Annotated in this window: 15 protein-coding genes; 8 read left to right on the top strand and 7 right to left on the bottom strand. The window is 59.7% G+C overall.

What is annotated here, in order from left to right; genetic code table 11:
- Window positions 1-2: 2 nt before the first annotated feature.
- Window positions 3-4,976, bottom strand: a complete 4,974-nt coding sequence (locus HF931_RS07255; protein ID WP_273242760.1) for an alpha-2-macroglobulin family protein — start codon at window positions 4,974-4,976, stop codon at window positions 3-5.
- Window positions 4,977-5,146: 170 nt separating this feature from the next.
- Between HF931_RS07255 and HF931_RS07250 the strand changes: the two genes are divergently transcribed.
- From HF931_RS07250 to HF931_RS07240, 3 genes are all read left to right on the top strand, one after another.
- Window positions 5,147-5,506, top strand: coding sequence for a YbaN family protein (locus HF931_RS07250; protein ID WP_273242758.1), 360 nt, complete (start codon window positions 5,147-5,149; stop codon window positions 5,504-5,506).
- Window positions 5,507-5,643: 137 nt separating this feature from the next.
- On the top strand, window positions 5,644-6,234 hold the full coding sequence (locus tag HF931_RS07245; RefSeq protein WP_273242756.1) for a fatty acid desaturase CarF family protein: 591 nt from the start codon (window positions 5,644-5,646) through the stop codon (window positions 6,232-6,234).
- A 106-nt stretch (window positions 6,235-6,340) separates the two neighbouring features.
- Window positions 6,341-7,114 carry an SDR family NAD(P)-dependent oxidoreductase gene (locus tag HF931_RS07240; RefSeq protein WP_273242754.1) on the top strand — a complete coding sequence of 258 codons (774 nt, stop codon included), beginning with the start codon at window positions 6,341-6,343 and terminating at the stop codon, window positions 7,112-7,114.
- 4 nt (window positions 7,115-7,118) lie between these two features.
- On the opposite strand, the gene bioB is transcribed toward HF931_RS07240, so the two are convergent.
- The gene (gene bioB, locus HF931_RS07235) at window positions 7,119-8,120 is read right to left on the bottom strand and encodes a biotin synthase BioB (protein WP_273242752.1); all 1,002 of its coding nucleotides are present in this window, start codon (window positions 8,118-8,120) and stop codon (window positions 7,119-7,121) included.
- 138 nt (window positions 8,121-8,258) lie between these two features.
- Here bioB and HF931_RS07230 point away from each other — a divergent pair, with 138 nt between their 5' ends.
- The 3 genes from HF931_RS07230 to HF931_RS07220 all read left to right on the top strand — a co-directional run bounded on the left by HF931_RS07230 (window position 8,259) and on the right by HF931_RS07220 (window position 11,628).
- Window positions 8,259-9,002 (top strand): TVP38/TMEM64 family protein, encoded by a 744-nt coding sequence (locus tag HF931_RS07230; protein ID WP_051602372.1) that lies wholly within the window; start codon window positions 8,259-8,261, stop codon window positions 9,000-9,002.
- 155 nt (window positions 9,003-9,157) lie between these two features.
- On the top strand, window positions 9,158-10,699 hold the full coding sequence (locus tag HF931_RS07225; protein WP_035547164.1) for a 2-isopropylmalate synthase: 1,542 nt from the start codon (window positions 9,158-9,160) through the stop codon (window positions 10,697-10,699).
- Between the two features lie 35 nt (window positions 10,700-10,734).
- Complete coding sequence (locus tag HF931_RS07220) at window positions 10,735-11,628, top strand: DMT family transporter (RefSeq protein ID WP_273242750.1); 894 nt, start codon at window positions 10,735-10,737, stop codon at window positions 11,626-11,628.
- On the opposite strand, the gene HF931_RS07215 is transcribed toward HF931_RS07220, so the two are convergent.
- Entirely contained in the window at window positions 11,629-13,788 is a 2,160-nt protein-coding gene (locus tag HF931_RS07215) for a hypothetical protein (RefSeq protein ID WP_273242748.1), read from the bottom strand. It lies immediately after the preceding gene.
- A gap of 55 nt (window positions 13,789-13,843) precedes the next feature.
- Complete coding sequence (locus tag HF931_RS07210; protein WP_155841604.1) at window positions 13,844-13,987, bottom strand: hypothetical protein; 144 nt, start codon at window positions 13,985-13,987, stop codon at window positions 13,844-13,846.
- A gap of 181 nt (window positions 13,988-14,168) precedes the next feature.
- On the opposite strand from HF931_RS07210, the gene HF931_RS07205 reads away from it, so the two are divergent.
- Window positions 14,169-14,546, top strand: a complete 378-nt coding sequence (locus HF931_RS07205) for an Hpt domain-containing protein (RefSeq protein ID WP_273242745.1) — start codon at window positions 14,169-14,171, stop codon at window positions 14,544-14,546.
- On the opposite strand, the gene HF931_RS07200 is transcribed toward HF931_RS07205, so the two are convergent.
- Together HF931_RS07200 and HF931_RS07195 are read right to left on the bottom strand one after the other, a co-directional pair.
- Entirely contained in the window at window positions 14,516-14,851 is a 336-nt protein-coding gene (locus tag HF931_RS07200) for a chorismate mutase (protein WP_273242743.1), read from the bottom strand. The two genes, HF931_RS07205 and HF931_RS07200, sit on opposite strands and share 31 nt — an antisense overlap.
- A 155-nt stretch (window positions 14,852-15,006) precedes the next feature.
- Window positions 15,007-16,194 (bottom strand): mechanosensitive ion channel, encoded by a 1,188-nt coding sequence (locus HF931_RS07195; protein WP_035547178.1) that lies wholly within the window; start codon window positions 16,192-16,194, stop codon window positions 15,007-15,009.
- Between the two features lie 500 nt (window positions 16,195-16,694).
- Between HF931_RS07195 and HF931_RS07190 the strand changes: the two genes are divergently transcribed.
- Window positions 16,695-17,393: a class I SAM-dependent methyltransferase gene (locus HF931_RS07190; RefSeq protein ID WP_051602374.1), complete on the top strand. Its 699-nt coding sequence runs from the start codon at window positions 16,695-16,697 to the stop codon at window positions 17,391-17,393.
- On the opposite strand, the gene odhB is transcribed toward HF931_RS07190, so the two are convergent.
- Window positions 17,390-18,904, bottom strand: coding sequence for a 2-oxoglutarate dehydrogenase complex dihydrolipoyllysine-residue succinyltransferase (gene odhB / locus HF931_RS07185; RefSeq protein WP_273011600.1), 1,515 nt, complete (start codon window positions 18,902-18,904; stop codon window positions 17,390-17,392). The genes HF931_RS07190 and odhB overlap by 4 nt on opposite strands.

Raw genomic sequence — 18,904 nt, 5'->3', positions numbered from 1 at the left:
GCTTACTGGCCGCCCCCCATTGTCCCCGGTTGGGCACTGATCGTCACCCGGCCCGGCCGCGACCGTGCGAACACTTCCGGACGGTACATGTCTTCGGCCACCACGCCCGGCATCGCGAATTCGCCCGGCGTGACGGCTCGCACCACATAGGCCAGCGTTACAGGTTGGGCGTAAGCGTCTACCGCCGCCACGAACCGGTCATCCTGAGCCTCCGCAGTCTGCGCGTTGGCGATCTCACCGAGGAATGCAAACGCCCCTGAGCTGCCATACTGGCGACGCCCGTCTGCGGGTCGCAACACCGACTCAATTTCAAAGCCAGCGGGAAGAAGGTCTGCCACGATCACCGGATTGAGGCGACGTTCCTGCGGCGACACAGTCAGACGCACGACCAGTTGGTCCCCCTGACTGATGCGGGCCAGGTTTACGCGGCCACCCGTCAGCGTGAAGAAGCTCTTGTCGACGTTCAGTTTCGACGTCGCGGCAGGCGGCGCAGTTTCTGGCGAGCCAGAAACCATTACAGTCCGGAACATCGGCGCCTTGCCTTCAAGAGTGAATGTCACGCCTTCCTCGGCCTGTGCTTCGGTCAGGGCATACTGGCGGTCATTGTTATTGCCACGGCCGAGTCCCTCGACTTTCAGGCGGAAGCCATCGCCACCCTTGTTCAGGGCGTCCACTGCAAGCAGCGCGAAAGCTTTCTCCTGCGTGGTCAGACCACTCGGGTCGGGCGCATCTTCACTCAACTTCGCGGCAAGACGTTCAACGACATCCAGCATGTTGGCTTCGGAGGCGAGTGCGAGGATCGCGGTCTCGTCACGCAGAGGCGTCTGATAATAATCGCCGGTATTCTCATAGCCGAGCGCCTCCTCGGCTGCCGCAAAGGCCGATGCCGCACGTGACCGATCACCCAGCATCGCCAGTCCCGCGCCAATATGTGCACGCGCCAGCGGGCTGTCGATTTCCGACAGCTCACGATCATGCAGATAGCGCAGGCGAGAGATGTCTGCCTTACCTGCTTTGGCCAGCACATAGAGCGCATAGGCGGCAGAGCGTTGCATCATCTTTTCAGATGTGTCGTTGGAATAGCGGCTCTCATACACATCCGTGTCGTAGCCGTACACGCGCCAGGAATCTCCGGTCGATATCGCACGAAGTGCCCCATAGGCGCGCTCCAGCGCTTCATCCGGCACTGCATATCCAGCCTGCTTTGCGCGATAGGCGAAATCGGTCACATATGCGCCAAGCCAGGGCGACGCATAGCCATCCCCTTCCCGCCACAGACCGAAGGCTCCATCCGATCCCTGACGGTTCAACAATGTGTTCACTGCGGTCTGGATACGCGTCTTCGGATCGTCGCGGCGCTCAGGTGCGCCCATTGCAATCAATTGCTCGGAATAGAGCAAGGGCAAGGCCCGGCTCGTCGTCTGTTCCGTACAGCCATAAGGGTAGCGATCAAGCGAAGCGTACAGCGTCGCGGGGTCCATAGGCAACGTCGAGTAGCCAACACTCACCGACGCTGATCCCGGCACCAATCCGTCAAGTAAATCGGCAGACACGGTGTAGGTATCGCCCGGTTCCATGAGCGCGCGGCTAATGCGCGTGACCGGCAGATAGGGCGAACGCGTCTGGATCTGGTAGGAGCGCTCCGTCTCGAAATCATTTGGTCCACTGACTGCAAGACGTACCGTCGAAATCCCTTCCGACGTCGCATCGACGCGCACCGGCACATCGGCGCGCACACCGGTCGCCAGGGACCGCGTCAGCTTGCCGTCGGCAACATCAACCGGGCCGTCCGCAGTGATCTCTGCGGTAAACGCGCCAGGGCCAACTTCAACATTGTCGATACTGGCCGTGATCTGGGCCTCGTCACCCGGTGCCAGGAAGCGTGGCATGATCAGATCGGACGGCGCTTTTTCGCGCACGATCATGCTGGCCTCTGCCGAACCAAGTCCAGAGCGTGACCACGCCACAGCCATGAGGCGAAGTTCACCGTTGAACTCTGGCAGTTCCAGACGGACTTTCGTCCTGCCGGACCGGCCTACATCCACGAGGCCGGAGAACAGAGCAACCGACTTCACGGGGACCACCGAAAGTCCTTCGCCGCCAAGTTGATCACCGCCCGAGCGAACTTCCGCTGGCAACCCCATGTTCGGATCAAGCAGGCGACCATAGTCGTCATACATCTCCACACCGAGCGCCTTCTTGCCGTAATAGTAGCTGACAGGGTCCGGGCTCTTGAATTTCGTCAGGCTGAGGATGCCCTCATCCACAGCCGCCAGCGTCAGGAAGACCGGCTCACGCGGGCCACCATCAAACTCGACCTCGACAACCTGTTCGCCAACCGGGCGTGCAATTTCTGGCGCATTCAGCGTCAGTTCAAATGTACGCTCTCCCATATCAACGGGGATGTGGGTGACACCCACAGCGCGGCGCGGCTTCGCCCGCAGGATCGGGTCGCGCTCGGTATAGACCGAGACCATGACATAGGCGCCTTCGCCCCATTCATCAGTAACCGGCAAGGTGACATTCGTTCCCTGCTCGCTGACGGAAAAATTCTGAACCGACAGAATACGGTCTGTCGCTACCACGACTTGGGCCTGACCTTCATAAGGCGGCACAATGGTGATGTCAGCGCTCTGGCCTGCCGACGGTGCTTTCTCAGGGCCGATGATTCGGACACGATCCGGCGCTTCCGCACCATCTTCCGAGACACCGCCGCCCCAGCCAACATAGAAATCATCACTGGAGGCTGCAGACGCATTTGCATCAGTGCCCTCAACCACCAATTCGTGGCTGCCCCAGTCCAGACCCGAAACGCGGATCTCTGCGCTGCCGCCTTCTGGCGTCGTGACAATTCCCTCATTGACCTTGGTCACCGTACGGGACCGACGCCAGCGCCAGCGATCCCCATCGCGGTACCAGTCATAATGGTAGTCGATGGCAAGCAATTTCCAGTTCAGGCGCTGGGCAATCGCCTGGCCTTTCTCGTTCATGGCCACGACTTCATAAGCCGCGTCCTGGCCTTCCTCGACCGAATACTCAAACCCGGGCTTGAGACCGACATAGAGCCGTTCCGGACGATACGGAATACGCACGCTCTCCGTCACAGCCCGGCCGCCCGGCTCAAGTACGCTAACAACCGTATTGATCCGCAGTGGCACGCCCGCATTGCTGCCGGCATTTCCAGGTGCCAGCGTGACTGTCGTCACCCCTGCCCCATCCGTTGTGCGATCATCCATTTCCAGAATGCGTTCGCGGAAGTTCTCGTCATGACGACCGAACTTGAAACCCTTGAAAGCCGGGAATGGATTCGCCTGCGCTTCGATCCGTGCTTCGGACTTCACGGTAAGGCCCGCGCCGGGTGCGCCGTAGAGAAAGCGGGAAGCCACCTCGACTGCGCGCGTTCCACCCAGCAGGATCGGTGTCTCCTCGTCCGTATCCAGATCGACTGCGATACGCTGAGGCACGAAATCCTCTACCGAGAAACTTACCGAACCGGATGCGCCCGAGACGCCATCCATTTCGACTGTTGCGCGCCACTGGCCGCGCGATGCGCCCTTCGCCAGTTCATACCCTTCAACAACGGCCGATCCCTCCGGATCATCAAAGCGGATCTTTTCTGCAACCAGCCCATTCGGACGATAGATCACCAGATTGCCGCTGCGGTCTTCAATCGCCTTGCCCGTATGATCACGCAGCAAGGCTGTCAGGCGAACCGTTTCGCCGGGACGATAGATGCCGCGTTCGGTATACATATAAGCGTCGATGTCACCGGATATACGACGTCCGCCCACGGCGTACTCTGACAAATCGACCGGAGCGCGTGTCAGATCCAGAACGGCCAGCTCACCCTTGGCGCTATAGGCCAGGATCAGTTTCGGCTCCATATTGCCTTGCCCGTTGGTGATTGGCGCGTCAAAGGCGATGCGTCCAACCTCGTTTGTGCGTCCCTCGGCAAGAATATCATTGTTGCGGGCGACCAATTGCACAGTCGTATCCGGTACAGGTCGCCCATCCTGCAGGGATCGCAGTGTGATATCGAGCCCGTTGCCGCCCTCATACGCCGTGATGGCAAGGTCGGTCATCATGATCCAGCGACTCGACGAGGCAGGTGGCTGCTCAGCGCTGCTGAGATCGGCTGCGTCCTTCACAGTCACGTAGTAGGCGCCAGGCTCCAATGGGCCGACGACATCCTGCAACGGAAACACCGAAATGACCGGTGCGTTTTGTTCGTTCGCAATCGGCATGCGTCCAGTGAACAGTGTTTCCTGAACATCGTCCGGATTGTCTTCGCCCCAAGTGTATCCATAGCTGCCTTGAGCATTCGTCCGCCCCTGAGAGATGGATTTGAAAGCCAGCGCGCGATCATTCACGCGGGCGACCGTGACTTCCACTTCGTCAACATTCACGGTTTCGATCGGCAGACCATCCGCATCTTCGCGCGGCAGGATCACCCCTGCTCCCTTGAAGCCGACATAGGGTGGTCGATCGGCAAAATCGATCGGCACGGTCTCTTCGGATTTCAACGTCCGCCCATCTGCGGCAGGAAGCCCAGACAGCAGAGTGGCCGACCGTTCCGATCCAAATGTCAGGCCACCCACGCAAAGTTCGCGTCCCTCGACGCTCAGCGCCGGGCGGAAGGCTGGTCGAAACTCGACATAGGGCGAATAGTCCGCCTCCGGATCAAGCGGCGCTGAAAACACAAAGCAGGCCAGAGGTTGTTCGGTCGACGTGTCGATACGGTAGCGGAAATAGGAGAAATCCTGCTCGGCTTCTGCCTGCGCGGCCTGACGACGACGTTCGCGCTGGCGAGCCGCAACATTGTCTGCCGGCGACCGGGTAACAATCGTCCCTTCCTCACTGGCGACGTCAGACGGTTTGTCAGCTTTGTCCCCTCCGCACGCCGCCAGCGCAGCGATCAAGACGGCAGCAACCAGTGTCCGACCAAATCCCCGCTTGCCCGATACGAAGTACGACATGGAACCCTCTCCTTTGAGCTTTCTTACAACTCTTACACCTCTTCGCCGCGGCGCGAACAGGGCGCGAATGGGTCAAATCAAAGAAAATTCTACAAATTCCGACCACAATCCCGCGACCAACACCGCATTTGGGGGTTGCCAGTTGGTGGCGCGCGGGGAATTGGTTCCGTATGTGGATTTGGCGCGCAATCGGAAGTTTGGCCTTCGTGCTCGGCGCGATTGGACTGGCCATCCCGGTATGGCCAACCACTATCTTCTGGATCGTGGCCGCACTCGCTTTCGCCAAGTCCAACCCCATTTGGGCCGAGTGGATCTATCGACAGCCCGGCGTCGGACCAACCATCAAGGCCTTCATTGAGACCGGAGCCATGGGGCGGGAAGCAAAGATTGCTGCCCTCATCGGCATGTCCATTGCCGCCGGCCTCATTGTTATCTTCGGCTATCGCAATCCCTGGATGCTGGGTTTCGGACTCGGCCTCATCGCAATCGGGGCCGTTTTCGTCATTACGCGAAAACCCTTGCGAGACTGAGGGCCTTAAACGGGACTTACGAACGCAAGAAATAAGTGATCATTTCCTTACTTGCCGCATTCTGGCCGCATTTAGTTAGCAAACGCTTACTCGCTAACCCCAGCTATCCTAGTTCGACAGCAAGAAGGAGATGGCCCATGCCGGTCACGATTGTCGTTACAGCTTTCAAATCCGTAGCTTCCATTTTTGGCGGGCTACTGCTCGCTGATTTTGTCTCAGGGATTATTCACTGGTTCGAAGATCGCTATGGGAACCCGAAATGGCCCGTCCTCGGACACGCAATCCGCGCCAACCAGGAGCACCATTTCCGCCCGCGTGCATTTTTGAAGGGCTCATTCCTGTCGCGAAACCGGGAAGTGCTCGTGATAGGTGCCCTGTTCCTGGTCGGCTTCTGGGCAACGGATACGCTTAACCTGTTCACCGGCTCAGCCGTCTTGTTCGGGGCGTTATCGAACGAGTTTCACCGCGCGGCGCATCGCAGTCCGAAAGAAAACGGAAAGCTGATCACAGCCCTTCAGAAAACGGGCCTGGCCCAGTCCTTCCAGCATCACGCCGCGCACCATCGCATGGGCAAGGATACGCATTATTGCGTCATCACCAATTACACCAATCCCGTGCTGGAGCGGATCGGCTTCTTCCCTGCGCGGGAGCGAATTGTGAAGCGCGTGACCGGACGCACTCCCCGCCTCGACGAAAGCGTAAATGTCCGCTTCCGCCAGGCCAATTGAGCAAGAGCCGCGCGCCTACCCCTCCCCGCCTTCCTCTAGGGCGGGGATTTTCATTGCGACGCCAGCCCGTAATCTGCGCAGCACACAAAAACAGGGAGAAAACACCATGGATCTGGGCTTGAAGGGGAAGACCATCTTCATTGCTGGCGCCAGCCGCGGCATCGGACTGGGCATCGCAGAAGCTTTGCTGGCCGAAGGGGCGAAAGTTGCCTTGGCAGCGCGCGGCGAGGAAAAACTTGAACAGGAACGCGCGCGCCTTGCCGCGGTGTATGGCGAAGACAATGTCTGGGCCCGCGCGGGAGATCTCAGAGACTCGCGCACTGTCGAGACGATGATCGACACGATCGAGAACGAACTCGGCGAGCTATGGGGCGCCGTCGCGAATGTCGGCCTCCACCCCTGCCCTCCGGGATTCGAGGTTGATGACTCAACCTGGGACGCAGGCATTTCCCAGAATCTGGATTCGGCATTCTTCCTCGCCCGCTCGGCCCTTCGACGGATGGATCCTCGCGGCGAAGGCTCAATCCTGATGATCTCTTCCATCGCCGGCCTCACCGGGCTCGGCACGCCGCTTACCTATGGCACGTCGAAAGCCGCGATGAATCACCTGACCAAGGAACTCGCCCGGGTGTCCGGTCGCAACAATGTGCGTATCAACGCCATTGCACCCGGCAACATCATCTTCCCGGATGGCGAATGGGAAGAGCGCATCAATGGCGACCGCGGCGACGCCTGGAAACGCTGGATCAAGCGCGAAGTGCCACTCCAGCGATTCGGCAGACCGGAAGAAATCGGATCCGCCGCTGCCTTCCTGCTCAGCCCCGTCGCCAGCTTCATCACAGGCGCGATCGTTCCTGTGGACGGTGGCCAGACCCGCTAGCGGGTCACGCCCCGATCAGGGTGGTCCGCTTCGCAGGGGATTCCATGTCCTCGCGCGGAGTGGCTTCCATGCCCATCTTGCCCATCAGGGCAGCGTCCTCATCCATTTCCGGATTGTCGGTGGTCAGCAAACGGTCCCCCACAAAGATGGAATTCGCTCCCGCCAACAGGCAGAGCGCCTGACCTTCATCGGTCATGCCCTCGCGGCCTGCGGACAGGCGAACCCAGCTCTTCGGGAACACAATGCGACAAACGGCGATTGCACGCGCCATCTCGATAACCGAAATCGCCGGGCTGTCGCCAAGAGGCGTTCCTTCGATGGGCACCAGCATGTTCACCGGCACGCTTTCGGGATGAGGTGTCAGTTTTGACAATTCATGGATCAGGCCGATCCGGTCCTTACGGCTTTCGCCCATTCCCAGAATGCCGCCGCAACACAGCTTGAGGCCCGCTTCGCGCGCACGGCCCAGCGTTTCGAGACGGTCGTCATAGGTGCGCGTTGACACGACATTCCCGTAGTATTCGGGCGATGTATCGAGATTGTGATTGTAGTAATCCAGACCAGCTGATTTCAGCGTCTCGGCCTGACCATCATCCAGCATGCCCAGCGTGACGCAGGTCTCCAGCCCTTCGGCCTTCACAGCCTCGATCATGGCGGCGACTTTTGGCACATCGCGATCCTTCAGACTGCGCCATGCCGCGCCCATGCAGAACCGATCCGCACCATTCTCTTTCGCCCGGCGCGCAGCCGACACGACCTCGTCCAGTGGCATCAGTTTTGACGCTTCAAGCCCGGTGTCGAAATGGGCGGACTGGCTGCAATATCCGCAATTCTCAGCGCAGCCGCCTGTCTTGATGGATAGCAATTGGGACTTCTGAACTTTCCCATCCGGCCAGTTCGCCTGCTTCACGGACAGGGCCTGCGCCATCAGCGTATCAAGCGGTTGCGTATACAATGCGGCGATTTCATCCCGGGTCCAGTCATGGCGAGGGGAAAGGTCTGTCATGCGGGGGAATCCTTCAGAATCTACAATCGTTCGGCAGACTACGTATCGGTGTGCTACGGATCGATCAACTGCTGCATAAATTAACTTTGCGGCACCCGGCGGAATGCCGTAAATCGCGGCAAGTCTGAAAGTACGCTCATGGACACCCAGCCAGCTCCGAAAAAAGTTCTCGACGCCAATGCCCGCCGAGGTGCCATCATCGGCGGGGTTGCACTGTTGGTAATTCTGGTCCTGTTCCTGATCGGAAAGACCACAAACCTGACCGACCTTGAAGCGCTGCAGACCACGATGGAAAGCATCGCTGCCAGCCCGTGGGCGCTTCCGGCATTGATCGTGCTATTCGTCGTCGGCGCCTTTGTCGGCATTCCGCAATTTGCCCTGTTGGCGATCTCTATTGCCATGTTCGGGCCTTGGCTCGGCGCCTTCATGGGATGGATTGCAAACATGGTGGCAGGGGCCGCGACGTTTTATGCCGGACGGCTGGCGGGCGAGAAAACCTTCCGTCGCTATGCTGGCGAGACGGCCAACAAGCTGTCTGGCTTTGTTGGTCGCAATGCCTTGATGACCAGCGCAATCGTCCGGAACGTACCGGCTGGCCCTGCCTTGCTCGTGAACATGGCATTCGGGGTCAGCCATGCAAAGTTCCTGCATTACTGGGCCGGCATGGGCGTTGGTATCATTCCGAAGATCGCCCTGATCGCATTTGCAGGTCAGAGCCTGTTTGCTGCCTTCAAGGGCAATCCGCTCGTCGCCATCGCCGCTGCGGGCGCCGCCATTGCGGTCTATATCGCCATCGCCGCCTATGCGCGCGCCCGCATGCGCAAGGCGGGGCAATCTGTTGCCCTCATTCCGCAAAACGAGGTTGACAGCGCCGCGCCATAGGCCGATGAAGCTCCCTATGTGGAATAAATTGCCTCTTCAGCTACTGCTTACCGGCCCCTGGCCGGTGATGTCTGCCTAGGGTTCAGCCAGGGCAAGCACGCGGTCAGGGGGTACAATCAACCTCACACTCCATTCCCAGACCCGGTAGCTAGACAATGTCCACTTCATCCAATCCTCACATCCGTATCTTCGACACAACCTTGCGTGACGGCGAACAATCGCCTGGCGCCTCCATGACCCATAATGAAAAGCTCGAACTGGCCGAGTTGATGGAAACCATGGGCGTCGATGTCATCGAAGCCGGCTTCCCCGCCGCGTCCGAAGGCGACTTCGCCGCGGTCAGCGCCATTGCGGAGCAATCTCGGTCGGCCATCATTTGTGGCCTCGCCCGCTCGACGCCGAACGACATCGAGCGCTGCGCCGAAGCCGTGAAGAAGTCGGCCCGCCCACGCATCCATACCTTCATTTCGACCAGCCCGGTCCACATGAAGCACAAGCTGAAGATGGGCCCGAACGCTGTTCTGGAAGCCGTTGGCCGCTCAGTTGCGCAGGCCCGCAATCACACCGACGACGTCGAATGGTCCGCCGAAGACGCGACACGTACGGAATTCGACTTCCTGTGCAAATGTATCGACACAGCTATCGCCAGCGGCGCAACCACGATCAACCTGCCAGATACGGTCGGCTATTCGCATCCAGATGAATATGGCGCCCTGTTCCGGCGGGTGATCGAGACGGTGCCAAATTCCGACAAGGTGATCTGGTCTGCGCATTGCCACAACGATTTGGGCCTGGCAGTCGCCAACTCCATCAATGCCGTCGCCAATGGCGCGCGCCAGGTTGAATGCGCCATCAATGGCCTTGGTGAGCGCGCGGGCAACGCCGCTCTGGAAGAAATCGTGATGGCGATGAAGGTGCGCAGCGACACGCTGCCCTTCGAGACAGACATCAAGCCGGCCTATCTTTCCCGCGCCTCCGCAATGGTCAGCCGTATCACCGGCTTCCCTGTGCAGTACAACAAGGCCATCGTGGGCAAGAATGCCTTCGCACACGAAAGCGGCATCCACCAGGATGGCATGCTGAAGAATGCCGAAACCTATGAAATCATGCGGCCAGAAGATGTTGGCGTCGCCAAGACATCCCTGGTCATGGGCAAACACTCCGGGCGTCACGCCTTCCGCGACAAGCTGGAAGCGCTTGGCTACAGCATGGAAGGTGAGGCCCTGAACGATGCGTTCAAGCGCTTCAAGGCGCTGGCCGACCGCAAGAAACACGTCTTCGATGATGACATCATCGCGCTGGTCGATGATCAATTGGCGACTGAAGGTGAGCGGATCGCATTCAAGCGCCTGCGTGTAGTTGCTGGCACGGATGGACCTCAGACTGCCGAAATCGATCTGGTTGTCGAAGGTGAAGACAAGTTCGCGATCGCGCGTGGAAACGGGCCGGTAGACGCCGTGTTCAACGCCATTCGCGAGATCGTCCCACATGAGGGCAAGCTGGAGCTGTACCAGGTCCACGCCGTCACCGGAGGCACGGATGCGCAAGCCACTGTGTCTGTCCGGCTCAACAGCGATGGCATCATGTCCACGGGACGCTCATCCGATCCGGATACGCTGGTCGCAAGTGCCAAGGCATATCTCCATGCTGTGAACAAGTTGGAGGCCCGCAAGGCCAAACGGTCGCAAGCCGCCTGATCCAGCAGCACTGCGCAATATAAAGATTACCCGAAATGGATCTCTGGATTTCCATGACGCTGGCGGCTGCGTTCTGCCAGAATCTCCGCTCTGCGTTTCAGAAACAGCTGAAAGACCGGCTCAGCACATGGGGATCGACAGCAACCCGCTTCGTTTATGCGGCGCCGCTAGCAATCGCCGTGCTGCTCGCCCTGACTTTGGGACGCGGTGCGCCCCTGCCCAACCTGTCGGGCCAGTTCTTTGCGTTCGCCCTTGTCGGCGCGGTCGCGCAAGTGCTGGCGACGGGATTGCTGATCCACCTGTTCTCACGCGCCAATTTTGCGGCGGCCACCGCCTTCACCAAGACTGAGCCGATTCAGGCGGCGCTGGTGGGAATTCTGCTACTGGGAGACGCGCTCACGCTGCCTACCTTGCTGGCAATCATTACCAGCATCGCTGGTATCATCCTGATCTCGCTTCCCCAGGGCAAGCACGGGAAATGGCGCCCTGATGGTGCCTTATGGATCGGGCTGCTGTCAGGGGCGTGCTTTGCCGTGTCTTCAGTGTCGCTTCGCGGTGCATCCCTGTCGCTTGGCGACGCCAATGTGGTGCTCAGCACATCCACCACGCTGGCCTTTGTAACGGTCGTCCAGTCAGCCCTGCTGCTTGTCTGGCTTCGCCTGAGAGAGCCCGGTCAGACCGCCCGACTCTTCGGGGCGTGGCGTCATGCCGGGTGGGTGGGGCTGATCGGCTTTCTGGGGTCGATGGCCTGGGTGGCCGCGTTCACGTTGAAAGATGCTGCGAGCGTGAAAGCTGTTGGTCAGGTCGAAATCCTGTTCACCCTTGTCGCCTCACGTCTCATGTTCCGGGAGCGCGTATCGTTGCTGGAAGTCGCAGGAATTCTCCTGCTTGCCTCGGGTGTCGTCGCAATCGTCTTGCTGAGCCGCTGACTACAGCGCAGCATCCAGCAACAGATAGGCCGCAAGACGCGCACTGGCATTCCGCCCGGTCTTCTGCGTCTGCTCCAGCGCGTGAAGGGCGTCTTCGGATTCCATGTCGAGGAAATCCCGCGCCAGATCCATCAATTCACGGTCATTGCGCAGGCGCTGGGTGACCCGTTCCACCTGACGTCCCGCTTGGGAGATGATCGCGGATTTGCGCTCTTTCACACCGCGGCGCGCGGCCTCGGCAATTTTGCGCTTGGCTTTCGGGCGGATCGCTTCCGGCAGGATGATGCCGGATGTCTGCAGCCGGTCGATCAGTTCTTCGGCCACTTCTTCGCGCTGCCGCACCGGTCGGTCTTCGCGGCTCATGTCAGAGATAATATCCCGCCATCCCATTTCCGCGCCGGAAGCTGGCGGTGAGGACGGCTGGGCTGGCACCATTGGCGCTGGCTCAGGCTCGACTGTTGGTTCAGGCAATTCTGGCGCAGCCGGCAGGAAATCTGTCGCCCGGCGTCGTGGGGTCTCGTCAGGCGTCGGCGCGTCGAGCGGCACGTCATCATGGCGACGACGCAACAGGTGTGGCGCAGGCTCTGGCTGGCGCTTCTCCAGCTCTCGGCCAAAGTCCCATGTGTCTTCCGGCACATCAGGTTCATCGCTCAGGCTTGCATCGGCCAGGGCATCTGCAGCGGCGTCGAACAATTCGTCTTCCATGCTCGGCCGGGCCGCGGGAGCGGGCTCTGGTGCGGCAGGCCGCTCTACGGGTTCATCGTCCGCCTGCTCCGGCGCGGGCTCAGGCACATGACCGTTGCGGACAATTGGATGATAACCATTGGCATGGCCGTTCCCATTGCGGACAGGCGCAGGCTCGAACGTGTCATCCTCTTCAAACTCATCATCGAAAGATTCGGCATCGAAGGGTTCAGGCTCGAACTCCGTGTCTGCCCCGAACTCGGGCTCGGCCTGAGGCGGCACGATGGCTGGCGGGCCCTGCTCCGGCTCAATCTCGCCCCGTGAAGCATCCTCTTCGACAGTCGCCTGGCGCAGCTTGTGTTCCATGCGGACCGTATCAGCCTTGGCGGCGTATTCGGCAGACCTGATCGCTGCAGCGGCCTCATCTCCCGCTTCGCGCAGACGCGCCAGAGCCCGCGCCGCGTTCTCAGCGGCTTCACGTGTGGAATTGTTGATTTCATGATTGGCGCGTCGGGCCCCGTCCAGCGCTGAAGAGACTGCATCCTTCAGGGCGTCACCCGTGGTCATCGCCGCCGCAGCGGCAATCTCCCCTGCCCGCACCGCGGCGTCTACCGTCCGGCGGGACTGGTCGAGCTTCTCCTCAACGCGAGATACCGCGAATGTCAGCGTTTCGGTACGCGTGGCGGCGTCACGGGCAAGCGCATCAAGTTCAACCAGCTTTTCAGAGAGTGTCCGGCCAGCGAGTTGCATGCTCTCAAGGCGTTGTTCCAGCGCCCCGTCGGCGCGGGAAACTTCTTCGCTGGCATCGCGGGCGGCTTTCACCATCATCTGTGCCTGACGCGGGATTGCCTCGTTCAGCGATTGCATGTGTGTGCGCAGATCCCGGGCAAGCCCTTCCAGGGCGTGCCGCTCCTGGCCCAGCCGCTCCGTAAGCTCGCGGGCATTGTCCGCGCTAGCATAGGCGACCGATTCCAACCGCAACCGTTCGTCGCCAATTTCCCCGGCCATCGCCTTCATTGCAGACAGGGCATGCGCCATCGCCCGATCCACTTCAGCGGCGGCCTGCTTCATTTGCTCTGCAAAGGTAATGCCCTCAGTCCCTGCCTCGCGGGCCGGCGCCATCAGGCGGACGGCAGCCTCCATCACCAATGCATTGGAGGCCGCGGCGCGACGATTGGTTCGGCCCATGTATCCGGCCATGATCATCAGGAGAGCGGGCACGACCAGCGCCATGCCACCCCCTGCCAAAACCAGCGGGGGCATGAGTTTCAGCTCGTCCACACCCCAGAGGCCCACGGCCATGGAGATTGCACCGACGATCCAGAAAACAGCTACGACAAATCCAGTGACAACCATCCAGCTGCCGCCATGACGGGCGAGCTCGAAGTTCTCAGACGCCTCTTGCCTGACAAGCAAATCGCGGCCAGACGGGCGAGCGGCGGGCATATCGTCCATGACGGGAGTATACCGCGACATTTCGCCCGGCGCGAGACCACAATGTGTGCATTTATGGGCGGGGTTCGTAAACGCCTTAGCGCGCGAGCAGCGCGCTTACGGCCACATTCTGCCGGGAGGTATCCTGAGCTTCATCATGCTCAGGCGTGAATTCCAGACCAAGCCAAGCCAGAACGGCCGCCAAAACCAGATTACGCACAAACACAACGAACGCCAGCATCGTTCTTCCCCAGAGCCAAAACAGAAACGCGCCACGGAAGTGGGCGCAGATGAATAATAGTTCAAAAAGGGCTTTTCGACAATCGATAAATTCACGTCGCGCAGAGAATTCGGAATTTGTAATTTCGTTAACGATTGGTCAGCCCGTCACTGCGACAGTGAACGTTCCGGAGCAAAATGCCATGACCCAGACTTTCGCCCTGCTCGACCGCGCGCACCTTGATGCCATGACAGGCGGTGACACCGCCCTCGCCAAGGAAGTCGTCGAGATATTCCGGGAACAGGCCGAAATCTGGTCCCGCATGCTCGATCCTCAAGCCGAAACCACTCAATGGGCGGACGCAGCGCATACGCTCAAAGGGGCCAGCCTCGGGATTGGTGCAATCCGCCTGGCTGCCAAATGCGAAACGGCAGAAAAGGCCGGCCGGTCAGACACCCCGCCAAGCGTTACGGCAGCAGCTGTCATGCTGGGAGAAATCAAGGATGTGCTCGGTGATACGCTTGAAGAAGTCGCGCAGCTTCTCTACGATTATACGTCGCCGCCGCGCCGCGTGTCGTAGCTTCCGAATTCATAGGCGATGCAGCGCTCAATCAACTTTCGCCAGACCGGTTCGGCAATCGCCGGCGACAGGCCAGCGCCTTGGCAAGCCGCTTTCACCTTTGCAACAACATCCTCGATACGATCTGCGTCATAGACTTTCGAACGGTCTGGCTTGATACGCGCAGCCGCGTCCATGAAAGACTGGCGCTCGGCGAGGATCTCCACGAGCAGGCGATCAATCCGGTCAATTTCATAGCGCACATCGGCCATCGTCTCGGCCGTTTCGGACGTATGACGGCGCTGATCGAATGTATAAGTGGTCATGCGGTGTCTGCCCCAATGAGAAGTGGCTTCGCGCATATATGACCCCACGCCCTGCCGCAACAAAGCAGCTGCGACGAAGCGCCCCCGGCTTTGATGCGCTCACGAAAAAGGGGCCACCGGGAAGGATGGCCCCCTGATCTGGCGATATCGCCTTGCTAGCGTGTGCTGCGCCACGATTCCAGGATACGCGCGGCCCATTCACGACCACCCCAACCAAAGGCAATGGCGAATGCACCGGCTCCGCCGATCACCATCCATTTGGCCACATCCAGAATGAACACGCCGCCGGTCGGATCGAGCCCCATGCGCGAAATGCCGAGAATGACCGACAGGACAATGATGATCCATTTCATCACACGAGCGGTGACGTCCGTTGCCCCTGCCCCGGTGGAATCCATGGCAGAGCTGACCAGACGGGCGATGAATACACCCGCAAAGATGATCAGAGCGCCAAAAATGATCTGCACGCCCATGTCGAGCACGACATTCATCGCATAGGTCAGCGATTCAATCCCGAGCACATTGAGCGCTGCCACAAGGCCAAGCAGAACAATCAGAAACATGCTGACACGCGCGATAACGGTGCTGGCGGTCAGGCCACTGTCAGCGCCTTTCAACAGGCCAAGTTCCGAGACGGCGGAATCGACACCGGTGCCCGGCAAGGTCTTCAGCACGAGATTGGACACAAACCGCCCGATCAGCACGAAGATTGCGAGAATAACACCTGCTGCAAGCACATTCGGAATGATGCCGATAATGTCCGTCAGCAGCGCATTAGCTGGCGCGGAGATCGCCTCGATGGCGAGGACATCGAAGGCCATGATCGCACCGATGATGATCAACACCGCGAAGGCGACAGAGGCGACAATACCGGAAATGTTCACTCGTCCTGTCGCGAGGCCAAACCGTTCCGGCATACCGTCACCGAAAACCAGCACGGCCTTCAAGGTTTCACGCACAACGTTGGCGATGATCAGGAAAATACCGAAGATAAGCGCCGCGCCGATCACGTTCGGCAGGTAGGACAGGATGGGATCAATAACCCCATGCAAGGCGCTGGAAATCTGTGTTGCACCGGCGATGGCAAGCGCCTGCATCAGGCCGATCAGGATCGTCACCCAGAAGGCCGCCTGGGCCAGGCTGGTGCCAAGCGATTTGCTGTCACTGGTCGCGGTGGATTCGTTTGCCTTTTTGGCAAGGCCGGTGCGGTCAATCGCGGCTGCAATCAACCAGCGGACGATGAATGCGCCGATGATGAAAGCAATCATCACCAGTGCAGCCTTCAGGAGCTGAGGCCCGTAGGTCTGCGCCTGGTCGACTGTATTTCGCCAGAATTCTTCCATGTGATTAGTCCCCATTTGTTTGTGTTGTGCCTGTTACGGCTCAAGCAAATACGCGTCGGGGAGCTTCTGGTTGCGTGCGTCCTTATCCGTTCAGGTCAAACAAGTGAGCCCCACACATGCCCATCGCCTCCATTCTGCGCGCTCATATAAGGGCAAGAAGTACGTCCCATTTCGCCCCGAGAGCACGCCTCAGCGTAGCCTTTTTGATACGTAGCGGCAAATGAACGTGAAATAACAAGGCGTTGGGAGAGCGTTCAATCAAACCACCTTATACCCCAACATGTGTTGCGACGCGTAACAAATGCAACACGTCGCAGGCGGTGGGGATATGCCTTCAGGCAGGTCTGCGATCAGGGGACTGACGCGAAGGGGCAGGTGCAGAAATGCATCTGCCCTCTTTTGTATTCGAAACACGAATTCCGCCCGGACTCCCAATTTTCCGATTGCGACATGTTCCGCCCTACACTAACAGTTACAATGTAACAATTGGAGCATCCGCCATGTCTACTGATTTCGATCCGCTGGTCACTTTTGGACCAGACCATGCCGCAACCTATGATGACCGGTTCAAGGCGCTGCATGGCATCAAGGACATGATCCATCTGGCGCTGGAATCCACATTCGCAAACCTTCCAGAGACTGCACATCTTCTCATCGCCGGGGCGGGCACGGGCGCGGAAGTGCGCCACTTGGCCCCCCTCTTCCCGAACTGGCGCTTCACGCTCGTGGATCCGGCCTCTGCCATGCTGGAGATTGCAAAGCGCCATGCCGAAGCAGAGGGCTTCGCCGACCGATGCACGTTTCACGCGACCTATGTGTCGGAGGTCGATGCCGGTAACTTCGATGCTGCCACCAGCCTGCTGGTGTCGCATTTCGTGCAGCAGGCCGACGCGCGAACTGACTATTTCCGCTCCATCGCAGATCGGCTGAAACCGGGCGCCCCGATGCTCAATGCCGATCTCTGCGCGGATCAATCAGGCGCGGAGTTCGAGACCCTGATGAAATTCTGGCAGGGAATGATGGCCAAGGCCGGCATGGCGCCAGAAGGCCAGGAACAGTACGCAAAGAGTTTCGGAACCATCTTTGCGTGCCACGGCCCATCAGACGTTGAAGCCATGATCGAGACGGCAGGATTCATCCCGCCCGTACAATGCGTACAGGCGGGACTGATCAAGGGTTGGCTGACCGCGAAGGCCTAGACTTCGAGAAGCATGCGCTCTGGATCTTCCAGGGCTTCCTTGACGCGGACGAGGAAGGTCACAGCCTCCTTACCGTCGACGATCCGGTGGTCATAGGACAGCGCCAGATACATCATCGGGCGGATTTTGACTTCGCCATTGATGGCCACAGGGCGCTGTTCGATCCGGTGCATGCCGAGCACGCCGGATTGTGGGGGGTTCAGGATTGGCGTGGACATGAGCGAGCCATAGATGCCGCCATTCGAAATGGTGAATGTGCCGCCCTGCATATCGCCAATGGTCAGCGAGCCGTCGCGGGCGCGCTTGCCAAGATCGGCGATGTACTTCTCGATACCGGCGAGCGACAAATCGTCAGAGTCCCGAACTACAGGAACCACAAGGCCCTTGTCCGTACCAACGGCTACGCCGATATCGTAATAGTTCTTGTAGATGATGTCCGTGCCATCAATCTCGGCATTCACGGCCGGAACTTCCTTCAGCGCGTTGACACACGCCTTCACGAAGAAGCTCATGAAGCCCAGCTTGATGCCGTGCTTGGCCACGAAGGCTTCCTGGTGCTTCTTCCGCAAATCCATGATGGCGCCCATGTCGACATCATTGAACGTCGTCAGCATGGCGGCAGTGTCCTGCGCCTCTTTCAGACGGCGTGCGATGGTCTGGCGCAGACGCGTCATGCGAACACGCTCTTCACGCGGACCAATATCCCGAGGAGCCTTCGCTTCGGCAGGTGCCGCAGCTGCCTTCGGCGCGCTGTTTACATAGTTCATGGCATCGGCCTTGGTTGCACGACCGTCGCGGCCAGTGCCTGGAATATCAGCCGGGTTCACACCAGCTTCAGCGGAAATACGGCGTACGGACGGCGCGACAGGACGTTCGCCCGTTGCGGCTGGCGCAGAGGTCGACGCGGCGGGTGCAGATGCGGCTGGCGCAGCAGCCGGTGCAGAGCCGCCAGCGCTGATGCGTGCAATGACGGAGCCCGGCGTAACAGAATCGCCTTCGCCCACCAGCAGTTCGGCCAGAACACCATCAGCTGGTGCTGGCACTTCGAGTGCAACCTTGTCGGTTTCGATCTCAGCGATGGTCTCGTCTTTCTTCACAGCATCGCCAGGGGCCTTCAGGAAGGTCGACAGCGTACCTTCGGCAACGCTTTCGCCCATTGTCGGCACTTCAACATCGACCAGTTCGCCCTTGTCGTCCTTGCCCGGAACGCCGCCGGGCTCTTTCGGACCGCCATGCTCCGGCAAGGCTTCAGCGGCAGTGCTGGCAGCTGCGCCATTCCCACCGGAGAGCTTGCCGAGAAGCGCGCCGATCTCGACCGTGTCACCTTCCTTGGCGACGATTTCGGACAAGACGCCATCTTCGGTGGCGGACACTTCAACAGACACTTTGTCTGTTTCGAGTTCGACGAGCACTTCATCTTTCTTCACCGCGTCGCCAGCGGCCTTCAGCCATTGGCCGACGGTGGCTTCGGTGATGCTCTCGCCGAGGGTAGGCACTGTGATATCGGTCAT

This window comes from Hyphomonas atlantica corrig., assembly GCF_017795365.1.
Taxonomy (GTDB): Bacteria; Pseudomonadota; Alphaproteobacteria; order Caulobacterales; family Hyphomonadaceae; genus Hyphomonas; species Hyphomonas atlantica.
Note: the sequence above shows the minus strand (reverse complement) of the source record. Positions and strands in the feature narration are given on the sequence as shown.

Bases quoted from the DNA above. Each gene is read 5' to 3' on its own strand.
- odhB (WP_273011600.1), bottom strand. From the start codon at position 18,904: ATGACCGATATCACAGTGCCTACCCTCGGCGAGAGCATCACCGAAGCC.
- HF931_RS07190 (WP_051602374.1), top strand. From the start codon at position 16,695: ATGTCTACTGATTTCGATCCGCTGGTCACTTTTGGACCAGACCATGCC.
- HF931_RS07230 (WP_051602372.1), top strand. From the start codon at position 8,259: ATGGACACCCAGCCAGCTCCGAAAAAAGTTCTCGACGCCAATGCCCGC.
- HF931_RS07225 (WP_035547164.1), top strand. From the start codon at position 9,158: ATGTCCACTTCATCCAATCCTCACATCCGTATCTTCGACACAACCTTG.
- HF931_RS07210 (WP_155841604.1), bottom strand. From the start codon at position 13,987: ATGCTGGCGTTCGTTGTGTTTGTGCGTAATCTGGTTTTGGCGGCCGTT.
- HF931_RS07195 (WP_035547178.1), bottom strand. From the start codon at position 16,194: ATGGAAGAATTCTGGCGAAATACAGTCGACCAGGCGCAGACCTACGGG.
- HF931_RS07215 (WP_273242748.1), bottom strand. From the start codon at position 13,788: ATGTCGCGGTATACTCCCGTCATGGACGATATGCCCGCCGCTCGCCCG.
- HF931_RS07240 (WP_273242754.1), top strand. From the start codon at position 6,341: ATGGATCTGGGCTTGAAGGGGAAGACCATCTTCATTGCTGGCGCCAGC.
- HF931_RS07220 (WP_273242750.1), top strand. From the start codon at position 10,735: ATGGATCTCTGGATTTCCATGACGCTGGCGGCTGCGTTCTGCCAGAAT.
- HF931_RS07245 (WP_273242756.1), top strand. From the start codon at position 5,644: ATGCCGGTCACGATTGTCGTTACAGCTTTCAAATCCGTAGCTTCCATT.
- HF931_RS07200 (WP_273242743.1), bottom strand. From the start codon at position 14,851: ATGACCACTTATACATTCGATCAGCGCCGTCATACGTCCGAAACGGCC.
- HF931_RS07250 (WP_273242758.1), top strand. From the start codon at position 5,147: ATGTGGATTTGGCGCGCAATCGGAAGTTTGGCCTTCGTGCTCGGCGCG.
- HF931_RS07205 (WP_273242745.1), top strand. From the start codon at position 14,169: ATGACCCAGACTTTCGCCCTGCTCGACCGCGCGCACCTTGATGCCATG.
- bioB (WP_273242752.1), bottom strand. From the start codon at position 8,120: ATGACAGACCTTTCCCCTCGCCATGACTGGACCCGGGATGAAATCGCC.
- HF931_RS07255 (WP_273242760.1), bottom strand. From the start codon at position 4,976: ATGTCGTACTTCGTATCGGGCAAGCGGGGATTTGGTCGGACACTGGTT.